This is a genomic window from Flavobacterium sp. HJJ (assembly GCF_015351475.1).
GTDB lineage: Bacteria > Bacteroidota > Bacteroidia > Flavobacteriales > Flavobacteriaceae > Flavobacterium > Flavobacterium marginilacus.
Genome location: NZ_JADKPR010000012.1, coordinates 15,710 through 39,815, shown reverse-complemented (window position 1 = coordinate 39,815; position 24,106 = coordinate 15,710). Strand labels below are relative to the sequence as shown.

The 24,106-nt window shown below is 36.2% G+C and carries 23 protein-coding genes; 18 read left to right on the top strand and 5 right to left on the bottom strand.

Annotation, left to right across the window (positions count from 1 at the left end; translation table 11 throughout):
* The first annotated feature begins 59 nt into the window (after window positions 1-59).
* From IRZ80_RS11035 to pruA, 3 genes are all read left to right on the top strand, one after another.
* Window positions 60-1,307 carry a DUF5103 domain-containing protein gene (locus IRZ80_RS11035; protein WP_194641622.1) on the top strand — a complete coding sequence of 416 codons (1,248 nt, stop codon included), beginning with the start codon at window positions 60-62 and terminating at the stop codon, window positions 1,305-1,307.
* An 80-nt stretch (window positions 1,308-1,387) separates the two neighbouring features.
* Window positions 1,388-1,774 carry a Co2+/Mg2+ efflux protein ApaG gene (apaG, locus tag IRZ80_RS11030; protein ID WP_100842177.1) on the top strand — a complete coding sequence of 129 codons (387 nt, stop codon included), beginning with the start codon at window positions 1,388-1,390 and terminating at the stop codon, window positions 1,772-1,774.
* Between the two features lie 97 nt (window positions 1,775-1,871).
* A complete protein-coding gene (gene pruA / locus IRZ80_RS11025; protein WP_194641621.1) occupies window positions 1,872-3,500 on the top strand; it encodes an L-glutamate gamma-semialdehyde dehydrogenase in 1,629 nt (542 codons plus the stop codon).
* A 105-nt stretch (window positions 3,501-3,605) separates the two neighbouring features.
* Here pruA and rsmG read toward each other — a convergent pair whose 3' ends face one another.
* The gene (gene rsmG / locus IRZ80_RS11020) at window positions 3,606-4,235 is read right to left on the bottom strand and encodes a 16S rRNA (guanine(527)-N(7))-methyltransferase RsmG (protein WP_194641620.1); all 630 of its coding nucleotides are present in this window, start codon (window positions 4,233-4,235) and stop codon (window positions 3,606-3,608) included.
* Window positions 4,236-4,342: 107 nt separating this feature from the next.
* Between rsmG and IRZ80_RS11015 the strand changes: the two genes are divergently transcribed.
* The 3 genes from IRZ80_RS11015 (at window position 4,343) to purT (ending at window position 8,236) form a co-directional block, all read left to right on the top strand.
* Complete coding sequence (locus tag IRZ80_RS11015; protein WP_194641619.1) at window positions 4,343-5,434, top strand: fatty acid desaturase family protein; 1,092 nt, start codon at window positions 4,343-4,345, stop codon at window positions 5,432-5,434.
* A 41-nt stretch (window positions 5,435-5,475) separates the two neighbouring features.
* Window positions 5,476-6,681 (top strand): pyridoxal phosphate-dependent aminotransferase, encoded by a 1,206-nt coding sequence (locus IRZ80_RS11010; RefSeq protein ID WP_194641618.1) that lies wholly within the window; start codon window positions 5,476-5,478, stop codon window positions 6,679-6,681.
* Between the two features lie 394 nt (window positions 6,682-7,075).
* Entirely contained in the window at window positions 7,076-8,236 is a 1,161-nt protein-coding gene (gene purT, locus IRZ80_RS11005; RefSeq protein ID WP_194641617.1) for a formate-dependent phosphoribosylglycinamide formyltransferase, read from the top strand.
* Between the two features lie 271 nt (window positions 8,237-8,507).
* On the opposite strand, the gene IRZ80_RS11000 is transcribed toward purT, so the two are convergent.
* Entirely contained in the window at window positions 8,508-9,371 is an 864-nt protein-coding gene (locus tag IRZ80_RS11000) for a helix-turn-helix domain-containing protein (RefSeq protein ID WP_194641616.1), read from the bottom strand.
* Window positions 9,372-9,460: 89 nt separating this feature from the next.
* On the opposite strand from IRZ80_RS11000, the gene IRZ80_RS10995 reads away from it, so the two are divergent.
* From IRZ80_RS10995 to IRZ80_RS10945, 11 genes are all read left to right on the top strand, one after another.
* On the top strand, window positions 9,461-9,823 hold the full coding sequence (locus IRZ80_RS10995) for a DUF983 domain-containing protein (protein ID WP_194641615.1): 363 nt from the start codon (window positions 9,461-9,463) through the stop codon (window positions 9,821-9,823).
* A gap of 326 nt (window positions 9,824-10,149) precedes the next feature.
* On the top strand, window positions 10,150-10,833 hold the full coding sequence (locus tag IRZ80_RS10990; protein ID WP_194641614.1) for a response regulator transcription factor: 684 nt from the start codon (window positions 10,150-10,152) through the stop codon (window positions 10,831-10,833).
* Window positions 10,826-12,217 carry a sensor histidine kinase gene (locus IRZ80_RS10985; protein ID WP_194641613.1) on the top strand — a complete coding sequence of 464 codons (1,392 nt, stop codon included), beginning with the start codon at window positions 10,826-10,828 and terminating at the stop codon, window positions 12,215-12,217. Before IRZ80_RS10990 ends, IRZ80_RS10985 begins: the two co-directional genes overlap by 8 nt.
* A 75-nt stretch (window positions 12,218-12,292) precedes the next feature.
* Complete coding sequence (locus tag IRZ80_RS10980) at window positions 12,293-13,015, top strand: hypothetical protein (protein WP_194641612.1); 723 nt, start codon at window positions 12,293-12,295, stop codon at window positions 13,013-13,015.
* Window positions 13,016-13,025: 10 nt separating this feature from the next.
* Window positions 13,026-13,982, top strand: a complete 957-nt coding sequence (locus IRZ80_RS10975) for a bestrophin family protein (protein ID WP_194641611.1) — start codon at window positions 13,026-13,028, stop codon at window positions 13,980-13,982.
* A 106-nt stretch (window positions 13,983-14,088) separates the two neighbouring features.
* A complete protein-coding gene (locus IRZ80_RS10970) occupies window positions 14,089-14,664 on the top strand; it encodes a Crp/Fnr family transcriptional regulator (RefSeq protein WP_194641610.1) in 576 nt (191 codons plus the stop codon).
* 181 nt (window positions 14,665-14,845) lie between these two features.
* Window positions 14,846-16,396: a vWA domain-containing protein gene (locus tag IRZ80_RS10965; protein ID WP_194641609.1), complete on the top strand. Its 1,551-nt coding sequence runs from the start codon at window positions 14,846-14,848 to the stop codon at window positions 16,394-16,396.
* A gap of 92 nt (window positions 16,397-16,488) precedes the next feature.
* A complete protein-coding gene (locus tag IRZ80_RS10960; protein ID WP_194641608.1) occupies window positions 16,489-17,205 on the top strand; it encodes a pirin family protein in 717 nt (238 codons plus the stop codon).
* Between the two features lie 106 nt (window positions 17,206-17,311).
* Entirely contained in the window at window positions 17,312-17,596 is a 285-nt protein-coding gene (locus IRZ80_RS10955; protein ID WP_194641607.1) for a GNAT family N-acetyltransferase, read from the top strand.
* 22 nt (window positions 17,597-17,618) lie between these two features.
* Window positions 17,619-18,026, top strand: a complete 408-nt coding sequence (locus IRZ80_RS10950) for an OsmC family protein (RefSeq protein ID WP_194641606.1) — start codon at window positions 17,619-17,621, stop codon at window positions 18,024-18,026.
* A gap of 2 nt (window positions 18,027-18,028) precedes the next feature.
* Window positions 18,029-18,256 (top strand): (4Fe-4S)-binding protein, encoded by a 228-nt coding sequence (locus IRZ80_RS10945; RefSeq protein ID WP_194641605.1) that lies wholly within the window; start codon window positions 18,029-18,031, stop codon window positions 18,254-18,256.
* A gap of 58 nt (window positions 18,257-18,314) precedes the next feature.
* Here IRZ80_RS10945 and IRZ80_RS10940 read toward each other — a convergent pair whose 3' ends face one another.
* The 3 genes from IRZ80_RS10940 to IRZ80_RS10930 all read right to left on the bottom strand — a co-directional run bounded on the left by IRZ80_RS10940 (window position 18,315) and on the right by IRZ80_RS10930 (window position 20,292).
* Window positions 18,315-18,872, bottom strand: coding sequence for a sugar O-acetyltransferase (locus IRZ80_RS10940; protein WP_194641604.1), 558 nt, complete (start codon window positions 18,870-18,872; stop codon window positions 18,315-18,317).
* Between the two features lie 10 nt (window positions 18,873-18,882).
* Window positions 18,883-19,194, bottom strand: coding sequence for a hypothetical protein (locus IRZ80_RS10935; RefSeq protein ID WP_228520877.1), 312 nt, complete (start codon window positions 19,192-19,194; stop codon window positions 18,883-18,885).
* Window positions 19,195-19,410: 216 nt separating this feature from the next.
* A complete protein-coding gene (locus tag IRZ80_RS10930) occupies window positions 19,411-20,292 on the bottom strand; it encodes a pirin family protein (RefSeq protein ID WP_194641603.1) in 882 nt (293 codons plus the stop codon).
* A 327-nt stretch (window positions 20,293-20,619) separates the two neighbouring features.
* Here IRZ80_RS10930 and IRZ80_RS10925 point away from each other — a divergent pair, with 327 nt between their 5' ends.
* Complete coding sequence (locus IRZ80_RS10925; protein ID WP_194641602.1) at window positions 20,620-24,036, top strand: DUF2126 domain-containing protein; 3,417 nt, start codon at window positions 20,620-20,622, stop codon at window positions 24,034-24,036.
* Window positions 24,037-24,106 lie beyond the last annotated feature (70 nt).

Here is a 24,106-nt window from a genome sequence, read left to right as displayed (position 1 = left end):
GACGTAGACTAGCTTTCACAATAATTTGTATATTTACTATTTTTGAACAAAAGCTGCCAATGAAATCAATAGTCGTTATACTTCTTTCATTCCTTTGCCTGAGCGTAACCGCCCAAGTCGAAACCGAAATTCCTCCGCCGTACAACATCAAAACTGCTTCGTTTGTCCAAAACAATCAAAACGTAGTTCCCATTTTTAGATTAGGTGAATCATTCGATTTTCAGTTTGATGATTTATTTGGTAATGAAGCCGATTACTACTTCGAAATTACACATTGCGATTACAATTGGGTGCCGACCGATATTCCGAAAAGTGATTACCTAACGGGTTTTGACAGTCAAAAAATCCAACAATATGTCAATTCATTTAATACATTACAGATTTTTACACATTACCAATTATCAATTCCGAATAATTACACACAAATAAAATTAAGCGGTAATTATGTGCTGACCATTTTAAACTCCGACAAAGAAGTTGTTTTGAAAAGATATTTTGTATTATATGAAGATAAAGTGTCAGTTGCTTTAAAAGTAAAAAGACCAAGAACTGTAAAAAACATTTATTCAAAACACAATCTGAATTTCGAAATCAACACTGACGATTTTTTATTACAGAATCCAACACAAAATCTAAAAGTAGTACTGCTGCAAAACGGCAATTTCAATACTGCAATTAAAAATATTGTACCGCAATACAACCTAGGCAATGTTTTTGTTTATAAATACGATATGGAAACGCAGTTTTGGGCTGGTAATGAATTTTTAAATTTTGATTCCAAAGACATCAAAAACGCAAATAATTATGTGAGTTTCGTTAATTCCGACAGCGGTATTTACAACACGCATTTATTTACCAATAATGCCAAAGCCAGTTTCCCTTACAGCAGCTATTCTGATCTTAACGGTAATTTTTCGATCCGAAAACTAGACGGCGAAAACAACACAATCGAAGCTGATTATTCATGGGTTTATTTTAGCCTCTCAGCTCCTTTAGTAAATCCGAATTCTTCTGTTTATATAGTGGGAATGTTCAATAATTACAGTACAACTCCTGAAAATAAAATGGATTTTAACACTGAAAAAGGGATTTATGAAAAAGCAATTTTAATCAAACAGGGATTTACAAACTATCAATATTTAACGGTAAATAATAAAGGAATAATCGATTCAGAGAACGCAATTGATGGAAATTTCTATCAGACAGAAAACGATTATACCGTATTGGTTTACTACAAAGAAAACACAGACAGATACGTAAAAGTTATTGGTAAAGGTGCTGCAAATTCATTAAATATAACAAATTAGAAAACTTTAAAAAATTTTAAAAAAATTATTCATTTTTTTTGTAGATTTGCCGACATACAGCACATAATTAGCTCATTAACATGGTTTCACAAATAACAAGAGGCATTAAAATTTCGGTATTGACTAGTTTTGAGGGAACGTACTTCAAAAACTATAAGATACATTTTGCCTTTAGTTATGAAATTACAATTGAGAACCACAGTAAGGATTCTGTTCAATTGACTTCACGTCATTGGGAAATCTACGATTCTTTAAATGATTTAGAATATGTAGATGGAGAAGGCGTTATTGGGAAAAAACCAGTTTTAAAACCAGGCGAACAGCACACTTACAGTTCCGGCTGTTTATTATCATCTCCGTATGGTGCGATGAAAGGTTATTTCAATATGATTAATTTTACTACTACTAAATCTTTTAGAGTAATTGTTCCTACTTTTAGAATGTGCGCTCCTTTTGCACTAAATTAATTTGACTTTAATTATAACATTTTTAGCATAATTTCAATCTTTCCTTTGTACTTTTGCATCAAATTATTTAATTGCTTACTAATTAATTACAAAAGACATGCTAAAAGGATTTTTTAATGTGCCCAAAGCGGTAAACGAGCCTGTAAAAAGTTACGCTCCAAATTCTCCAGAAAAGGCCTCAGTTTTATCAGCCTATAAAACGATGTGGAATTCTACAATCGATGTTCCATTATACATCGGAAGCGAAGAAATCAGAACTGGAAATACCAGAAACATGACTGCTCCACACGATCACAAACATATTGTTGGAACGTATCATTTAGCTGAAAAAAAACATATTGAAAGTGCCATTGCCAATGCATTAGAATCTAGAGAAGCTTGGGCAAATATGGCTTGGGAACAAAGAGCGGCCATTTTCCTTAAAGCAGCCGAATTAATCGCTGGTCCTTACAGAGCAAAAATAAATGCGGCAACAATGATTGCCCAATCCAAAAATATCCACCAGGCCGAAATTGACGCTGCATGTGAATTAATCGATTTTTTACGTTTCAACGTAGAATTTATGACTCAGATTTATGCTGATCAGCCAAAATCATCATCTGATATGTGGAACCGTTTAGAATACAGACCGCTTGAAGGTTTTGTTTATGCGGTTACGCCGTTTAACTTTACAGCAATCGCTGCAAATCTTCCTGCAAGTGCTGCTATGATGGGGAATGTTGTGATTTGGAAACCAAGTGACAGTCAGGTATTCTCCGCTAAAGTTATAATCGATGTTTTCAAAGAAGCAGGAGTTCCAGACGGTGTTATCAACGTTGTTTTTGGAGATGCTTTAATGATTACTGATACTGTTTTGGCAAGCCGTGATTTTGCCGGAATCCACTTTACAGGTTCAACTCATGTGTTCAAAGATATCTGGGCAAAAATTGGAACTAATATTCATCATTACAAAACATACCCAAGAATTGTTGGAGAAACCGGCGGTAAAGACTTTATCATTGCGCATCCAAGTGCCAATGTTAAACAAGTAGCTACAGGAATTATCCGTGGTGCATTTGAATTCCAAGGACAAAAATGTTCTGCAGCTTCAAGAGCGTATATACCGCAAAGTTTATGGCCAGCTGTAAAAGAACAATTAATCACAGATACAAAATCTATGAAAATGGGATCTCCAGAAGATTTTGGAAACTTTATTACAGCAGTTATTCACGAAGGATCTTTTGATAAATTGGCAAGTTTTATTGACCAAGCCAAAAAAGATGCGGATGCTGAAATTATCGTTGGTGGTAATTACGACAAATCCGTTGGTTATTTTGTTGAGCCGACAATCATTGTAACAACAAATCCAAAATACACTACTATGGAAACCGAATTATTCGGACCGGTAATCACGATTTATGTTTACGAAGATGCTCAATGGTCAGAAACTTTGAAATTAGTTGACACTACTTCTGAATATGCTTTGACAGGAGCTGTTTTCAGCCAGGATCGTTATGCAATTGAAGAAGTAACTACAGCTTTGCAAAACGCAGCCGGAAACTTCTATATCAATGACAAACCAACAGGAGCAATCGTAGGAATGCAGCCTTTTGGCGGAGCAAGAGCTTCCGGAACTAATGACAAAGCAGGTTCTGCATTGAACTTGTTACGTTGGGCATCCCCAAGAACTATCAAAGAAACTTTTGTAACTCCAACTGATTATAGATATCCGTTTTTAGGAGAATAAAAGATTTATGATTGCAGATTAACGATTTAAGATTTAACCCCACAAGATTCAAAGCATTTTGAAATTTTGTGGGGTTTTAAATATCTTTCTTTCAACTTTGATACTTTACACCACAAACTTCAATGGCAGATGCACCACTTTTTTGGTTTCAAAAAATTCATCTTCAAAGAAATCAGCAATATTATATTCTGTAGCTTTTGGGAAATCTTTCAGTTCTTCGGTTAAATCACCGCCTTTCAGATAAAGAATTCCGTTTTTAAGTTCATGTTTGTGCTGTTTCTTGATTTTGGTTTTTATCCACGAAACAAAATCAGGCATATTGGTCACTGCACGGCTTACAATGAAATCAAAATCCCCTTTCACATTTTCGGCTCGGATTTGCTCTGCTTTTACATTTTTTAATTCCAAAGCTTCGGCAACGGCTTTTACCACCTTAATCTTCTTCGCAATAACATCTATAAGATAAAAACGGGTTTCTGGAAAAAGAATAGCTAATGGAATTCCGGGAAATCCGCCTCCTGTTCCCACATCCAGTACATAAGTACCCGGTTCAAACTTATTTACTTTGGCAATAGCCAATGAATGCAATATATGTTTGGTGTATAATGAGTCAATATCCTTGCGTGAAATAACGTTGATTTTTTCGTTCCAATCGTGGTATAAAAAATCCAGTTTTCGAAACTGTTCTATCTGGTTATCAGACAGGTTGGGAAAATACTTTATAATCTCGTCCATCTTAAAAATTTTTAACAAAAGTACTGCTTTTCACTTATAAATATTTAACTCAATATTGTATGTTGAAAATTTATATTAGTTACCTTTGCAAACATTCAAAAAATTATATGAGTAATACAGCACCTACATTTGCTAAGCAAGACAATTTAAAATTTTTCAGAACATTAAATTCTCGTGTGAACAGCTATTTTAAAGAAAATAACATTGAGAAAACAGGTAACTGGAAAATCCATTTAAAAACCGTAATTCTATTTACTGTTTTTCTTGTTCCTTACTTTTTGATACTTACTTTAGACATGCCTTTTTGGGTGCATTTACTGTTAACTATTGTTATGGGAATAGGAATGGCCGGAATAGGAATGAACGTTATGCACGATGCTAATCACGGATCGTATTCTACCAAAAGCTGGGTTAATAAATTTATGGGAGGAACTATTTATGTCCTGGCTGGAAACGTACATAACTGGCAGGTACAGCATAACGTATTACACCATACATACACTAATATAATCGGTCATGACGAAGACTTGGAAGCAGGCAGAATCATGCGCTTTTCTAAAGAAGCTGAATGGCATAAATTCCATAGATTCCAGCAGTATTACGCTGTATTTTTATATGGCTTATTGACCTTTAACTGGGCGATTACAACTGATTTTAAACAAATGAGCAGTTACCTGAAAAGAAAATTATCGTACGGAGAGCCAAAAAGTCCTAAAATACTCTGGACAACATTAATCATCACCAAAATCATTTATATGGGAATCTGGATTGTGCTGCCAATGATCATTGGTATCACCTGGTGGAAAGTCCTCGTTGGTTTTTTTGTTATGCACTACACAGCCGGATTAATCCTTAGTATTGTATTTCAATTGGCACACGTAGTTGACGAAGCTGCTAATCCACAGCCAAACGAAGTTGGCGAAATGGAAAACACCTGGGCGATTCACCAATTATTCACCACGGTGAATTTTGCACCAAAAAACAAAATCGTAAACTGGTATACCGGCGGTCTGAACCATCAGATTGAACATCATATTTTTCCGCACATCAGCCATGTTCATTATGGTAAAATTGCAAAAATCGTAAAAGAAACGGCTAAGGAATGCCAATTACCTTATTACGAATACAAAACAATGACTGCAGCTGTTGTTGCACATTTCAAACACTTAAGAACATTGGGACTAAAGCCCGCATTATAATAATTATCTAATAGAGAATAAACCAAAAAATTTACAATTTAATGAGCAATCCACTTTCAGACAGAATTAACAATTTAGCTACATCGCAGACATTAGCGATGGCTGCATTGGCAAGAGAATTAAAAGCGCAAGGAAAAGACATCATCAGTTTAAGTTTGGGTGAACCAGATTTCAACACCCCAGATTTCATCAAAGAAGCTGCAAAAAAAGCAATCGATGAAAACTACAGCACCTATTCTCCAGTTGATGGATACCAGGATTTAAAAGAAGCTATCTGCAGAAAATTCAAAAGAGACAACGGATTGGATTACAAACCATCACAAATCGTAGTTTCAACAGGAGCTAAACAATCTTTATATAACATTGCTCAGGTAATGCTTAACGACGGTGACGAAGTTATCTTACCGGCACCTTACTGGGTTTCTTATTTTGAAATCGTAAAATTATCTGGCGGAGTTCCTGTAGAAGTTCCAACTTCTGTAGACACTGATTTCAAAATCACTCCAGAACAATTGGAAGCAGCTATCACACCAAAAACAAAAATGATGTGGTTCTCTTCTCCATGTAATCCTTCTGGATCTGTTTACAGCAGAGAAGAATTGACAGCATTGGCTAAAGTATTGGAAAAACACCCAAATATCTATGTAGTTGCTGACGAAATCTATGAGCACATCAATTTCTCAGGAACTTTCTGCAGTATTGGTTCAATCCCTGGAATGTTAGAAAAAACTATTACCGTAAACGGAGTAGCAAAAGCATTTGCTATGACTGGATACAGAATTGGTTACATTGGAGCACCAGAATTCATCGCAAAAGCGTGTACAAAAATCCAAGGGCAGGTAACTTCAGGAGCAAATTCTGTGGCACAGCGTGCTACAATTACTGCTGTAGATGCTGATCCAAGCGTATTGAACCACATGGTTCAGGCTTTCCATAGCCGCAGAGATTTAGTGGTTGGATTATTGAAAGAAATCCCAGGAATCAAAATTAACGTTCCAGAAGGAGCTTTCTACGTATTTCCAGACGTTTCTTCTTTCTTCGGAAAAACATTAAAAGGAACTGAAATCAAAGATGCAAACGACGTTTCTATGTATCTTTTAGCAGAAGCCTGCGTTGCTACAGTAACAGGAGATGCTTTTGGAAATCCAAACTGTATCCGTTTCTCTTATGCAACCAGCGATGATTTATTAAAAGAAGCATTACGCAGAATTAAAGAAGCATTGTCTTTCTCTGAAGTAACAGCATAAATAAAAATAGTTTAAAGTTTTAAAAGTTTCAGATTTCAAGTTTTACCACTTGAAATCTGAAACTTTTTTTATTTAAATACACCACTAAATTAAGATTTTCTTGCTAAGTTTTCATTTAAATACAGCTCTCACAAAGGCACTAAGACGCAAAGGAATCCGATCTTAACTTTGCGTCTCAGCGTCTTTGCGAGAGTGAAATAAGCCTAACTTAATAACATTGGCCTCTTTCCCTCAGACAGGAAAACTGATAAACCATAACTGCTCAAATTTTTCAGAATAACGAACAAATACCAGAAAATATTCCAAAAGATTCGCACACAAAACCGTATTTTTGTTACAATAATTTACAACTGGATAAGGCAATAATCCTCATAAACCTACTAAACTACTTTCAATGAAAATACTCCTCCTCGGCTCAGGCGAATTAGGAAAAGAATTCACAATCGCAGCACAGCGCATCGGGCAGACCGTAATCGCTGTTGACAGCTACGAAAACGCACCCGCTATGCAGGTCGCACATGGTTACGAAGTCATCAACATGCTTGATGGCGAAGCTTTGGATCGGATTGTTGCCAAGCACCAGCCTGATTTCATTGTTCCAGAAATAGAAGCTATCAGAACGGAGCGTTTCTATGATTACGAAAAACAAGGGATTACCGTAGTTCCTTCTGCGAAAGCGGCCAACTTTACGATGAACAGAAAAGCAATCCGTGATTTGGCAGCTAAAGAACTGGGTTTGCGAACCGCTAATTACCGCTATGCCACAACTGCCGAGGAATTACACAAAGGCGTTGAAGCCGTGGGAATGCCCTGCGTAGTAAAACCATTAATGTCATCCTCTGGAAAAGGACAATCGACGATAAAAACTGCAGCCGATATCGACAAAGCCTGGCAATATGCTGTAGAAGGCTCCCGTGGCGATGTGGTAGAAGTGATTGTCGAAGCCTTTGTCAAATTCAATTCGGAAATCACTTTATTGACAGTGGTACAAAACGGCAATCCTACCCTGTTTTGTGCGCCAATCGGTCACAGACAGGAGCGAGGCGATTATCAGGAAAGCTGGCAGCCTGCAAAAGTATCCGAAAAGGATTTATACGAAGCACAGGATATGGCCGAAAAAGTGACCGAAGCTCTAGGCGGAGCGGGACTTTTTGGCGTGGAATTTTTCCTTGCCGATGATGGTGTTTATTTTTCTGAATTATCTCCAAGGCCACACGACACCGGAATGGTAACTTTGGCAGGAACTCAAAACTTTAATGAATTCGAACTGCATCTTCGTGCTGTTCTGAGTCTGCCAATTTTTGAAATTACATTAGAAAAAGCCGGTGCCAGTGCAGTAATTCTAGCTTCGGAAAATTCGGGAAATCCAACATTTACAGGAATAGAAAAAATCGCAGCTTTACCCAAAACAGATTTCCGGATCTTTGGGAAACCAACCTCAAGACCCTACCGCCGCATGGGAGTAGCTTTAGTCAATGACACTCTTGATACAAATATTGAAGAAATAACAGCAAAAGCAAAAGAAGCTGCCAAACTAGTCAAAATACATTATTAATACGACCCAAAGAATTCGAATGCACGGTATTCGCATTTAAAAAAAGACAAACACGAATTTCACCAATTAACACTAATTCTTATCAAAATTGATATCAACTTTTACAACTTTTACAGTTTCGAATATTTTGTGTAATTAAATAGCAATCTTAATCTTAATTCGTGCAGATTAGTGTAATTAGTGTCAGAAACTTTTAAAAGCGAATGCCGTGATTCGAATGTACCCTTGAGATATTAAAAATAGATTTTCAACTCTTGATTCCTATTATTAATTATTTCTTAGAAACCCGAAAAGCTGTAGGTGTCATTCCTGCATTCTTTTTAAACAATCGGACAAAATAAGAATAGTCATCGAAACCTAACTCAGAAGCAATTTCGCTGACTGTTCTTTTTTTATCCATCAGCATTCGTTTGGCTTCCAGAATAATTCTGTCGGTAATGACATGAGTAGTTGTCTTTTTCAAGATTTCATTGCAGATTCTGTTCAGATGCTTTAACGTGATGTGAAGCTGGGAAGCATAAAAAGAAGGTGCTTTTTCTGTCCAGAAATGTTTTTCCAGAAGCAGATAAAAATCCTTGATTCTTGAATTATACGAATGGGTTTCCAAAACATACTGCTCATTGTATTTTCTTGTAATTTCGATGTGAATACTATCCAATAGATTCAGAATTTTATCATGTTTCATGATTCTATTTCCCTGAGATTCTTCCAGCATCGCATAAAAATAAGGCCGAATCCCATTCAATTCATTGGAATCAAAAATCATTTCGGGCGAATTTCCCAGTGCAGAATAGAATGGAAATACCTCTATAGTTTTTTGTCCAAAATACAGATTGTACATTTCCTGCGAATAAAAAACCACAAAACCATCAATATCATCAGATAAACTCCAATGATGCATCTGCCCGGGCTGCAGGAAAAACATACTCCCAGGTCTAATACTGAAAACATCAAAATCGATATCATGTGTGCCTGATCCATGGGTAAAAAGCACCAGCACATACGAATTATGTCTATGCGGTTCCTCGACAAAACTGTGATGAGCTAAATGATTTTTGAAGGTATTAATATAAAAATCACTGCTAACTGCATTGCAGTTAAACCGTTCAATAGAATATACAGGATACTTTTTCATAATTACCAATGTCTTTTTTGTGCTATAATTAGCGAATATAGAAAATAGCTGTGACACGAATATGAAATACCTTTGAAAAAAATAAAACCATGTCACATACACTTGTCCAAATCCTAAATAACGAATGCCCGCATTGTAATAAAGGAAAAGTATTTAACGAAAAAAATATCTTTTTTAATATTGGTTTCCCAAAAATGAATCAATATTGCCCGCACTGCCATTATAAATTCGAGAAAGAACCTGGCTATTTTTTTGGTGCGATGTATGTAAACTATGGACTGACTGTGGCGCAAGGAATTGCAACTTACTTGATTGCGCATCAGTTTTTTGCCGAAACATTCGATTTACGAATCATTGGCATTATAACTGCAGTGATTTTAGTTATGGCTTCGTTTAACATCCGCCTTTCAAGATTGTTATGGATTTATATGTTTAAAAATTATTCTATTTAAACTTTAAAAAAAAGTTAGCCACAACCCGAGCAATAGCGAACAGGCGAAGCAATTGCACTAATTATCGCTAATCATATCAAAAAAAATAAAATCAAATTTGCTACGCCTGTTCGCTATCGCTCGAGTCACAAATTCTATTAGCTTTAGTAATTCGTGAAATTAAAAAACAAGTTATAATTTGTGCTCATTTGTGTAATTTGTGGCAAAAAATTTCTGCACAATAAAGCATCATTTCGAAAAAATTTCTAAAAAAAACCTTAAGAAATCCCAACTTACTGAAAATTACATTTACATTTTTTTATGTTTGCAAAAACAAACACTTGTAAATGAAATTATTGATTGTTGAGGACGAACCCAATCTGTTATCCGTTTTAAGAAAAGGATTTACCGAAAATAACTTTGAGGTAAGTGTCTGTCTTGATGGAGAAACTGCCTTGGAAATGATCCAGAACAACGATTTTGATGTTGTGATCCTGGATGTTATGCTCCCGAAAGTTAACGGAATCGAAATCTGCCGAAGATTACGTGCAATCAAAAACTTTGTTCCCATCCTTTTGTTGACTGCTTTGGGAACTTCTGAAAATATTGTAAACGGATTGGAAAACGGAGCCGATGATTATTTGGTAAAACCGTTTAAATTCACCGAACTCAATGCAAGAGTAATGGCATTGGCAAGAAGAGCCAATCTCGATACTCAAAAACCAGACATCATAAAACTCGAAGATTTAGAAATAAACGGCAAAACCAAAATGGTACACCGAAACGGCAATCCTATTCTCCTAACACACAAAGAATTCAGACTGCTTTATTATTTGGCCAAAAACAAAGGAACAATCGTTTCCCGAAATCAGATTCTTGACAATGTCTGGGACATCAGTTTTGACATGAACACCAATGTAGTGGATGTGTATATTAACTATCTTCGCAAAAAAATCGACAAACCTTATAACACCAAAATGATTCAGACCATCAAAGGTTTTGGTTATTTATTACAAACTGAAAATGAATAATATAAAAAAGAAAATTACTTATTCGTACGTTATTCTTTCGACTGTCAGTACCATTCTGCTTTGTGTTTTGGTTTTCTTCTTATTTAGAAGCAACAACCAATATTACTTTTTGAAACGTCTGGAAGACCGTGCAAAAATTGTTGCTTCTATTCATTTTCAAAAGGATCCTGAAAAAATTAAATACTACAAACAGCTTAAAAAAAATGGGCTGGAAGAATTAATTCAAGAAGAAGATTTTGTGCTTAAGGTAAACAGCCAGAACACTTTTGAATACAATACCAAATTAAACTTACCCAATGAGTTTTATACCAATGTTTTAAAAAACGGGAAAGAATCCTTTGAAATAGACAACAAATATTATTTAGGCCAGATTTTTACTGAAAATGATCAAAGATACATTGTTATCATCGCAGCCGTAGACCGAAAAGGGCATCTGACAACGGTTTATATTTCAAGAATTATGATTATTGGAATTGCCGTATTCTTTATTATATCTTTATTTCTGGGAAGATTATTAGCCAAAAAAGTAATCATTCCAGTTTCGAATATTGCCAAGGAGGTAAAAAGAATCAGTGCTTCCAACTTATCCCGAAGACTGCAGAATGAAGGAAACACTGGCGAAATAGCCGATCTGACTTCGACTTTTAATGATATGCTGGACCGGCTGGAAACGTCTTTTGAAATTCAGACGAACTTCATCAATAATGCTTCCCACGAACTAAAAACACCAATCACGACCATCATTGCCGAAGCGGAAATTATGCTTCTGAAAGAAAGAGAAAAAGAGGAATACATCACTTCACTGGAAAACATTTACAGACAGTCGTCAAAATTAGGAAGCCTGACCGAAAGCCTTTTAAAACTTACCCAAACCGGCTACGACGGTACTAAGCAAGTCCAAAATGTGGTTCGTATGGACGATTTATTATTTGAAGTAAAAACAGATTTGGACACTTTCTTCCCAGATAATAAAGTGAGCATCAAACTGGATGTTTCTGCAAAAGACAGTAATTATCTATCGATTCCATGCAATAAAAATTTATTGGAATTGGCTATCAACAACATTGTCGCAAATGGTGTAAAATACTCGGACAACAAGGAAGTTTTTGTTAATCTTAGTGCAACCAAGGACATTATCAAAATTGTAATCAGCGATATCGGTATTGGAATTCCATCCGAAGATATTCCGCATCTTTACGAACCCTTTTTCAGAGGAAAAGAGGCCAGTAAATATATTGGTTACGGACTGGGACTGCCATTAGCCATGAAAATCATCCGAATGCACAATGGTGAATTACAGATCCAGTCCGAAAAAAACAAAGGGACAATTGTAACTATTTTGTTCAAAAAGACCAACATTAAAAATTCTAATGTGAATTCTTAGAATTTTCTAATGTTCTTTTAAACTGGCTCTAATATAGCAGGATTTACTTTGTAAGTACAAAAAACAAACGTACTTATGAAAAACTTTTTAATCCCTACACGACTAACTTCTGACACAATAGCAGCAGTTAAAACAGCCATTAATCATTCTAAAAATGAAAATGTAAAAATCATTCTTTTTTTAGTTACTGATGAAATTAATTCGTTCTCAGCAGCTCAATACCTGAGAGAACAAGACAGCCAGATAACCCACAAAGAATTAGCCGTATTAGACAATTGCCGTGACTTAATTGCGGATTTTCCAAATTGCAAATTAGAATTCCAGCGTCAGTCCGGAATCACTGCACCACTTTTAAAAAACTTTCTGCAGTTTCATTCTATTGATTTAGTGCTGCTGACCAAATCAGTAATTACAAGCAAAAAAACGGTACATACAAATTTGGTGCAGATTATTGAGAACCAAAAAATATCCATTTTAAGGTTAATCAACGATCAGACTACACAGCTGAACAAGGCAATTTATTTAGAAAACGTCTATTCCCGATTAAATATTGATGATATTCAGCAATACATGCAGGACCAGTTTCCGCTGCAAAAAATCAGTCAGGTCTTAAAAAAAGAACAGGAAACTTCAGAATATATCCATTTTCTGCTAAAAGAAGTTTTATCTAAAAACGATATTGATTTTGTAATTGAAACCCGCACCTCCGAACGGTCAACAATTAAAAACAAAAAACAAAGTCAATTAAATCAGCATTTTGACATCCCAATTTTATCACTGCACGAAGAAACCGTTTAATACAAGCATCATGTTACTAAAAAAGAAAATACCGCTAAGCTATATATTAGGGAAAATTAAATTTGAACTTGCAATAGTATTGGTATACACCTGCCTTTTTGATATTTTTCACAGACTTAATCCCGAACTGAATACCGAAATTCCGATAGCCATACCTTCAGTAATCGGAACGGTAATTTCACTATTACTTGCATTCAAATCCAACCAGGCCTATGACCGCTGGTGGGAAGCACGAATAGTATGGGGAGCGGTAACCAACGATTCACGATCATTTATAAGACAGCTTATTACCTATTACAAAGACCCAATTTTTTCGATTGAGGCTAATAATTTCATTGAAAAAATGGCAAAAAGACAAGCAGCGTGGTGTTATGCTTTAGGAAATGCCTTGAGAGGGGAAAATGCATACAAACCCATCAAAGGGTTATTAACGCCAGAAGAATTTGATTATGTTCAAAAACACAAGCACGTGCCTAATGCATTGTTAATACTGCACGGAAAAGACCTGAAAGATGCCCTCCGTGAAGAAAAAATAAATGCTTTTCAGCAAATTGAATTAGACAGAACGCTGACCAATTTCTGCGACCACATGGGAAAATGCGAACGTATAAAAACTACTATATTCCCAACAACATACGGATTGTACATTCACATGACCATTTATTTATTCATCATACTGCTGCCGTTTAGTTTACCTACCATGCTGCGATGGTTAGAAATACCACTTGTAACTATAATAGCGGCAGCATTTTTCTTGGTAGAAAAAATGGCAATTCATCTGCAGGATCCATTCGAAAACAAACCAACTGATACTCCTGTTTCTGCAATTGCCAAAAACATTGAGAAAAATTTAATGCAGATGGTCAATGAATATAATGATGAATATTCCAATACATCAGAGCATTTCGAGTCGAACACACATCGCATACAAACAAAAAAAAGCAAAGAAGACTTTTATATTTTATAGGTTAAATAATTATGTCTTCTCCCAAGACCTGCAGGAACTGAGTTCCCTGCAGGTTTTTTTATGCTTATTATTTTATAGACAGCTAAATAATTGTACTTTTGAGAGAATGAAGGCGATCCTCGAAAACATCAGCAAGCACGTTACTTTAACTCCTGAAGAACAGGAACTTTTTCTGTCCAAAACAGAAACACAGCAATACAAAGCCAAAACTATTCTGCTCAATGCGGGCGAAATATGCAGACAATCCTATTTTGTTAATTCGGGTGTAATCCGAAGTTTTAATATCAATGACAATATTGTAGAACATGTCTTAAGTTTTGCGGCCAGCGGCTGGTGGATAAGTGATATGTACAGTCTGCTTTCGCAAAAACCTGGAAACCTTTTTATTCAGGTAATAGAAGATGCCGAAGTGGTAATATTATCCAAAGAGAACCAGGAAATCCTGTACAAAGAAATACCGCAGCTAGAGCGTTTTTTCAGGATTTTAACCGAAAATTCATTGGTAGCACACCAACAGCGGTTAATGGACAATTTAAGTTTAACCGCCGAAGAGCGTTTTGATAAATTCTGCAAAAAATACTCCAATTTAATTTATAGTGTCCCTCAAAAACAAATTGCTTCTTATCTGGGAGTAACTCCTGAGTTTTTTAGTAAGATGAAAAGTAAAATGCTGCGGAAATAGCACTAAAATTATTATATCTTTAGTTCTTAATCTATTGAGCAGGTACATTCCTATTCTATTCAAATATAATTTAACAAGATTTAACAACTAAAATATAATATTATTAAAACAATTCAGTTTATAATTTTTGATGATTAATTCCTGTTTAAACCACCCTTTTTTAACTTCTAAAACATTCCTAATGAACAGAAAACATTTTATTTTAGTATCATTTGTATTGCTATTATTAACCAATTGTAAAAAAGCAGAAAGTACAGAAGAGATTGCTGTCGATGCAGTCGTTGTGAGTGAAGCACCAGCCGAAGAATTTTTAGAAACACCTGCTGCCGAAACGAACGATGAAAGCTATGCAGAAGTAGAAGAAAACCCTTTTGAATCTCCAAAAACAGCTCCTCTTTCCACTTTTTCGATAGACGTCGATAATGCCTCTTACACCAACATTCGAAGATTTATAAATAATGGGCAAAAAGTTCCAGCAGATGCGGTCCGCGTAGAAGAAATGGTGAACTTTTTTAAATACAGCTATCCTCAGCCTAAAGACAGTAATCCTTTCTCCATCAATACGGAATACAGCGCCTGTCCATGGAATGAAAATCATAAATTATTAAAAATAGGTTTACAAGGAAAAAATATCCCAATGACGAATTTACCAACATCCAATTTGGTATTTCTTATTGATGTTTCTGGATCAATGGATGAAGAAAATAAGCTGCCGCTGCTAAAAGAATCAATGCGGATTTTAGTCAAAGAATTAAGAGCCAAAGACAAGGTTTCTATTGTGGTTTATGCTGGTTCTGCCGGAGTTGTTTTGCCTCCAACATCGGGTGATGAAAAAAAAGTTATTATGGATGCATTTGACGAATTACATGCCGGCGGAAGCACTGCCGGCGGCGAAGGAATTGAATTAGCATATAAACTGGCAGAAGAAAACTTTATAAAAGAAGGAAATAATCGAGTGATAATTGCAACTGACGGGGATTTCAATGTTGGAAGTTCTACGGATAAAGACATGGAAGATTTAATTGTAGAAAAACGAAAATCAGGAGTTTTCTTAACCGTTTTAGGATTTGGAATGGGCAATTATAAAGATAGTAAAATGGAAATTTTGGCGGATAAAGGAAATGGAAATTACGCCTATATTGATAACATGCAAGAAGCCAGCCGTTTTCTAGGCAAAGAATTCAAAGGTTCTATGTTTGCTATTGCAAAAGATGTAAAAATTCAAATAGAATTCAATCCAAAGCATGTGCAGGCGTATCGACTGATTGGTTATGAAAATCGAAAACTGAAAGCTGAAGATTTTAAAAATGATGCAATTGATGCTGGTGAATTAGGCAGCGGGCATACGGTTACGGCCTTATACGAAATAATTCCAACAGGCGTTAAAAGTAATTTTATCCCTGATGAATTAAAATATACGAAAAATAAAACGGCAGCAGTAAACTATGATGATGAACTGGCAACCGTAAAATTTAGATATAAAAAACCCGATGGAGAAAAAAGCATAGAAATGATTCAAACCATTACTAATTCATCAATTGGATTAAGAAATGCCTCTTCGGATTTTAAATTCAGCACTGCTGTAGCTTGGTTTGGTTTAAAGTTAAAAGAATCAAAGCTAATTACAAACACCTCTATTGAAGAAATAAAAAACCTAGCTAAATCAGGCTTATCTAATGATGAAGACGGATATAAAGCTGAATTCATAAGACTTGCTGACAGTGCTAAATAATACCATTGGCATAACTTCTTAATCTACATTAAGTGCTTTTTGCTTACATCTGACGTAAATTTGTATAACAAAAATCACTAAACATTTATATCATGGCAACTACAGTTTTACACAAAGCAGATACAAGAGGACACGCAGATCACGGATGGTTAAACGCTTACCACAGCTTTAGTTTTGCAAGCTGGTACAATCCAGATAGAGTACAATTTGGAGCGTTACGCGTTTTAAACGATGACACCGTAGCAGCGGGAATGGGTTTTGGAACACATCCTCACGACAATATGGAAATTATTACTATCCCGCTGGAAGGAGATTTAGCTCACAAAGACAGTATGGGAAATGCTGAAACTATCAAAACCGGCGATGTACAGGTAATGAGCGCAGGAACTGGAATTCAGCACAGTGAATTCAATCCAAATGCTGACCAAAGAACAAAACTTTTTCAAATCTGGTTATTTCCAAAAGTGAGAAATGTGGAACCTCGTTACCAGCAGATCACTTTGGACACTGCTGAGCAAAAAAACAATTTTGCCCAAATATTATCTCCAAATCCTGATGATGCAGGAGTCTGGATTTATCAGGATGCCTGGTTTCATTTGGCTGATTTTGAAGCTGGATTTGAAAAACAATATGAATTAAAAAAAGAAGGAAACGGTCTTTATGCTTTTGTAATCTCCGGAAACATAACTATTGACGGTCAGGAATTGGAAACCCGTGATGGTTTAGGTATAACCGATTTCAAAACATTGGACATCAAAGCCAGCACTGACGCAAAATTTTTATTAATGGAGATTCCGATGGGTTATTAATTAAATTGCTAAGATTCTAAGTCACTAAGAAAAGACTTAGAATCTTAGAAATTTTAAAAAAACTTAGAAACTCAGCAACTTTGTAACTTAGAAACTTAAAGAAAAAATGAACGAAGAAGTACAATTAGAGATAAACGACAAAAACGGTTTTTTCCACATCGATATTAATGGCAAAGCCGAAGCCAAAATGACTTTTGTTTTTGCAGGTCCAGATAAAATCATTATTGACCATACCGAAGTAAACGAAGGCAATAACGGAAAAGGCTACGGCAAAAAAATGGTAGCTAAAGCAGTAGAATTTGCAAGAGAAAAAAACATCAAAATTATTCCGCTTTGTCCTTTTGCAAAAAAAGTGTTTGACAAAACTCCCGAATTTAGAGACGTTTTATAATCCTCATCAAAAAACATATTTTATGGAAAATCTATTAGAAAATAATATCACAGGAAATATTGGTACTCAAAAATATTTGTGCACTATTGCTTGGCGCAATGGCAAATTACTAATGGACGAACCTGAAAATGTTGGTGGAAATGATTTAGGACCAGATCCATTTTCGACATTATTAGCTTCCTTGGCAGGCTGTACACTTTCGACTTTGAGAATGTATATTGATAGAAAGGGCTGGGATATTCCAGAAATAAATATTTCCCTAAATATCTCTCAAGAAAACGATTCGGAATTAACGACAACCATTAGCCGTTCAATTAGTTTTCCGAGTACAGTTGACGAAGACACCAAAAACAGATTGTTAATTATTGCCGAAAAATGTCCGATTTCTAAAATCTTAAAAAATAAGATACTAATCAACACATCTATTTAGTCATGGATCCAAAAGACATCAAAAAAGAATACAGCAATGGAGAAGTAACCATTGTTTGGCAATCTGGAAAATGCATACATTCTGCGATGTGTGTTAAGAACAATCCAGATGTTTTTCATCCAAAAGAGAAACCGTGGATTTTACCAGAAAACTCAACTACTGAAAAAATTATCGAAACTATCAATAAATGTCCATCGGGAGCGTTGAGTTTTTATATGAACAAGAAGTGATTAGAAAAGAGTTTTAAACTGTTAAAACAATTTAAACTTTTAAACCCTCTTAACTCTCCTAATCCTCATTCAATTTCCGAATCACTTTGGCGGGATTCCCAACTGCCAAAGAATTCTCGGGAATATCCTTTGTTACCACAGATCCCGCACCGATTACACAGCCGTTACCAATTGTAACTCCCGGACAAATCACCGAATTCCCTCCTATCCAGCAGTCATCGCCAATAGAAACAGGTTTTGAACTTTCGACAGTTCTTCTTTCGACGGCATTGAGCGGATGTGTTGCTGTGTAAACATGCACGCCTGGCGCAAAGAAAACATTGTTGCCAATAGTCACTTTCATAGTGTCCAAAACCACGCAGTTAACATTAAAATAGACATTCTCCCCCGAATGAATATTATACCCATAATCACAATGAAACGGCGGTTCTATATACAATCGTTTATGAGAATTTGGCATCAGTTCCCGAAGAATTGCCCGTGATTTTCCATTCATCAAATATTCGGTAACGTTCAATTTGTGCAATAGTCTTTTGGCTCTTGCACGTTCTTCGGTAAGTTGTTTATCATTGGCAAAATAGATTTCGCCCAAAAGCATTTTTTCTTTTTCAGTCATTTTAATATTTTTAAGAAACCATAAAAATAGTATATAAACTAAGTTTTGGGTAACTCCATATACAGTTATTTTTACTATTCAGTAATGCTTCGAGCAGTTCGGTCATATCAACTACAGCATAAGTAGACGAATAATCGGACACGGCATAAGGCAGTATAAGACTGTTATTGTGAATTATGGAACCACAGGAATATACCACATTTGGCACATAGCCTTCCCTCTCTTCTTCTAAAGGAGCTAATAAAGGTTTCGCGAGTCTTCCTATTTCCCTGGACGGGTCATCCAGATCAAATAGTGCAGCTCCAATGCAATAGCGCCGCATTGCTCTAGAAAAAGTACGGAAAACAGTTTTTTTTAAAAATAATTATACCAAATATTCTTCTGTTATTCGGAAAAGTTATTATGAAAATAGGATTTACATGAGGGATTGAAACGGCATCCTTTTCTTTTCCTTCTTTAGGAAAAGAAAAGATACAGTGGAAAGCCCGACCCTTGCGGTCATGCCCTAATTTTTAATAGTCCGTAAATAAAAAATAAACTATCTCACTCTGGGCTGCGGCAGGGGAACAAACTCTGTTTCATTGGGAACTTTTGAAAACTTTTGATCGATCCAGTCCTGCTTTGCTTTTTCAATGACGGCTTTATCTGAATGAACAAAATTCCAATAGATGAAATGTTCTTCGGGAAATGGTTCTCCTCCAAAAATATAAACCGTACTGTTCTCACTCATTTCGAACTGGCAGAGACTGCTTTCCTTGGCAACCAAAATTTGTTTTGAACCATAGGTATTTCCATCATTTATAATTTCGCCTTCCAGAATATACAAAGCACTTTCTCCAAAAAGATCTTTGCCGATATCCAGCGTTGCTTTGGATGTACTTTTAATTTCAATCAAATATAACGGGCTGTAAACAGGAACTGGCGATTTTTTCCCAAAAGCTTCACCGGCAATCAGTTTTATTGTAACATTATCCTGCTGCCATTCGGGTATATCTTTGGCTTCTACATGTACAAATGAGGGTTCGATGTTTTCTTTTTCCTTTGGCAGTGCAACCCAAATCTGCAGTCCATGAAGACTTTTATCGGTAGTTCTCAAATATTCGGGTGTACGTTCCGAATGCACTACACCTTTTCCCGCTGTCATCCAATTGACTGCACCCGGAGTAATTTCCATTTCAGTTCCCACGCTGTCTCTGTGCAGTATGGCTCCCTCAAACAAATAAGTAAGTGTCGAAAGTCCTATATGCGGATGCGGAGGAACATCTAAATTTTGATAATCTTTAAGTAGTGCCGGTCCCATGTGATCCAAAAACACAAAAGGTCCCACTGCCCTTTTTTCACGAAAAGGCAGCAGCCTGCCTACAAGAAAGTTACCAATATCGGCCGAACGTTCTTCTATAATTAATCCAATGTTTGACATATTTATCTATTTTTTTGAATTTGTGATATTAATAATGCTCGTCAGTCTGCTTATTAATTTGTAATAATTATTGAAATACTAAGTTACAAAGCCAAAATGAAATAAAGCGGTGTAAACTATAAATATACATTGCCGTAACATTTTATACTTTTTGGAGCCGTTTTCCAATCACAAACATTAACATATTATCAATAAAAAGATTTAAAATTACTTATTTAAAAGTATTTAAGCATATTTTTAATAAATTATTATCATTAAAATTCGTTAAACAATGATTTTTTTTCAATATTTGTATAAACGGAATTATGTCATAAAAAAAACTTTCTTATGTCCATAAAAATAGCCATTTCCCACAAAACAATATACAAATTTGACCGCAGCGTTAAATTATTCCCACATGTTTTCAGACTTCGTCCTGCAGTACATTCAAGAACTGCAATAGAAGGATATACGTTTAAAATCAGTCCAGAGAATCATTTTATTAATTGGCAGCAGGATCCTTTTGGAAACTATCAGGCCAGAATTGTTTTTCCCGATAAAATCAAAGAATTAAAAGTCGAGGTCGAAGTAATTGCAAAACTTCAAGTCATTAACCCTTTTGATTATTTTGTAGAAGAATATGCTCAGAAATTTCCATTTAAATACGACACTCTTCTCGAACAGGAATTGGTGCCTTACTTGAAACTAAGCGAAGAAAGTCCGACATTCTTAAAATTTATTGAAGGCATAAAAGTAAATGATTCTTTAGAAATAAATGATTTTTTAGTTTACCTCAACCAAGTGGTTTATAAAACACTGACATACAATCTGAGGATGGAAGCCGGCGTGCAGACTCCCGAACAGACATTAAGGCTGAAAAGCGGTTCCTGCAGGGACTTTGCCTGGCTGTTAATTCATATTTTACGCCATTTTGGTTTAGCTTCACGTTTTGTTTCCGGTTACATTGTACAATTGGCACCAGACATAAAATCTCTTGACGGCCCTTCCGGACCCGAAAATGATTTTACTGATTTACATGCTTGGGCAGAAGTATATCTGCCGGGTGCAGGCTGGATTGGACTTGATCCTACTTCCGGTCTTTTTGCAGGTGAAGGACATATTCCGTTGTGCTGTACTCCTCATTATTTAAGCGCGGCGCCTGTAACTGGTGCTACCGAAAAATGTGACGTAAGTTTTGATTTTGAAAATAAAGTAACGCGAATTCATGAAGATCCACGGGTAACCAAACCGTATTCTGACAGACAATGGGAAGAAATCATGACGGTAGGACATGCAGTCGAAAAAGACTTGATTGAAGGTGATGTCCGCCTGACAATGGGCGGTGAACCAACCTTTATTTCTATTGACGATTTTGAGGGAGCCGAATGGAACACAGCCGCAGACGGCCCGCTGAAACGAAAACTAGCTTACGATTTAGCACTTCGTTTAAAACAGCGGTTTGCTTTCGGAGGCTTACTGCATTTTGGACAGGGAAAATGGTATCCCGGAGAATTGTTTCCCCGCTGGCAATATGGATTATTCTGGAGAAAAGACGGATTTCCTCTGTGGAAAAACGATGCTTTGGTAGCTAAAGAAGGTGAAACTCAATTTACTTTTCACGATGCTGAAAAATTTGCTGTCGAGTTAACCAAATTTTTAGGAATTGATACTAAAAACATATTACCCGCCTATGAAGACCCAATCTACTGGGCTCTTGAAGAAGGTAAGCTTCCAGTGAATTTAGATCCGCTGAAAGTAAATCTCAAGGACTCTATTGAACGTCATAATCTTGCCAAGGTTTTAGAAAAAGGCTTAAACAATCCGTCAGGTTTTGTTTTGCCAATACGGAAAAATTATACTCAGGACAATTGGGAAAGCTGTGCTTGGGAATTCAGGAGAGGAAATTGTTTTTTGATTCCCGGAAATTCTCCCATCGGTTTGCGGTTACCTTTAGATTCACTTCCAAAAACTTCTAAAAATAAGAGAGAAACGGTTGTTGACAGAAGTTTATTTGAAGATTTACCCGCTCTAGGAGACTATTCTGAAAAAGTAAAAAAACGCTACGGAACGATTTCAAAAATTTTTGAAGCAGTCAAAAAAGTGTCAGCCAAAAAAGAGACTAAAAAAGAAGAAGATCCTACAATATTTGAAGTGGACACTTTCATTACAGCAATGTGCGTTGAAGAACGCGATGGGATGCTGTACATTTTTCTGCCGCCAACTGATTATTTAGAAGACTATATCGACTTAATAACTTCAATCGAAAATACTGCCGAAAAATTACAGATGCCTGTACGAATCGAAGGTTATCAGCCAAAAACGGATTACAGAGTGGAGAAAATGATGGTTACTCCAGACCCCGGCGTAATAGAAGTAAATGTACATCCGGCCAAATCCTGGCAGGAAATTGTAGATAATACAACGGCATTATATGAAGAAGCTTTTCTTTCCCGTTTAGGCACAGATAAATTTATGGTAGACGGCCGTCATACCGGAACCGGAGGTGGAAATCACGTAACCTTAGGCGCCGAAAGACCTGAAGACAGCCCTTTGCTGCGAAGACCTGATTTACTGCAGAGTTTAATTACCTACTGGCAGCATCATCCTGTTTTGAGCTACCTTTTTGCCGGGCCATTTATTGGACCAACAAGTCAGGCACCGCGTATTGACGAAGGCCGTGATGAGCGCCTTTATGAAATGGAAATTGCATTTGAACAAATACCAAAAGACAGAGAAGTTCCTTTCTGGATGGTGGACAGGATTTTTAGAAACCTGCTGACTGATATCACTGGAAATACACACCGTACGGAATTCTGCATCGATAAATTATATTCTCCCGATTCGTCAACAGGGCGTTTGGGAATATTAGAATTAAGGGCTTTTGATATGCCTCCGCACAAGCACATGAACTTGGTTCAAAATTTATTAGTCCGTGCCTTGGTTGCCAAATTCTGGAAAAACCCATATGAGAAAAAATTAATTCGTTGGGGAACGGAACTGCACGACAAGTTTTTGTTACCGCATTTCGCCTATCTGGATATGATTGATGTAGTAAACGATTTAAAAGACGCGGGATACAATTTTGATATTTCATGGTTTGATCCTTTCTTCGAATTTAGATATCCGCATCACGGTACTGTGACAATTGACAATGTCCAATTGGAAATTAGATTAGGAATAGAGCCTTGGCACGTACTTGGCGAAGAACTGTCCAGCACCGGAACTGCCCGATTTGTCGATTCCTCGCTGGAGCGCCTGCAGGTAAAAGTTTCAGGAATTGTTCCCGACCGCCATATTTTATTATGCAAAGGATGCCGAATCCCATTAAGAAGCACCGGAACCAAAGGTGAATATGTTGCAGGAATCCGTTATAAATCATGGAATCCGCCATCGGCACTGCATCCTAATATCGGAATTGATGTACCGCTTGTTTTTGACTTAGCCGATACTTGGAACAATAAAATAATTGGCGGCTGTACCTATTTTGTAACGCATCCCGGCGGAAGAAGTTTTGACAGTTTCCCTATCAATAGTTTTGAAGCTGAATCAAGAAAAATAAGCCGTTTTTGGGATTTTGGACATACACCTTCAACAGCACTTGAAGAAATCGAAAAAGAAAAAGAAATGATTTCAAACAGTACTTCGGCATCTCGTTTTTTAATAGAATCAAAATCTGATCTGCGGCTTGATACTCCTATAGAGCTTATTAATCCCGAATATCCTTACACTTTAGATTTAAGGCATTACTGGAAAGCAAAAGAATAAGATAATTGCATTGCTGTTCACTTTAAAAGCTATTATTTTGCCAATTATAAAAAAGTAATCCATTGACTGA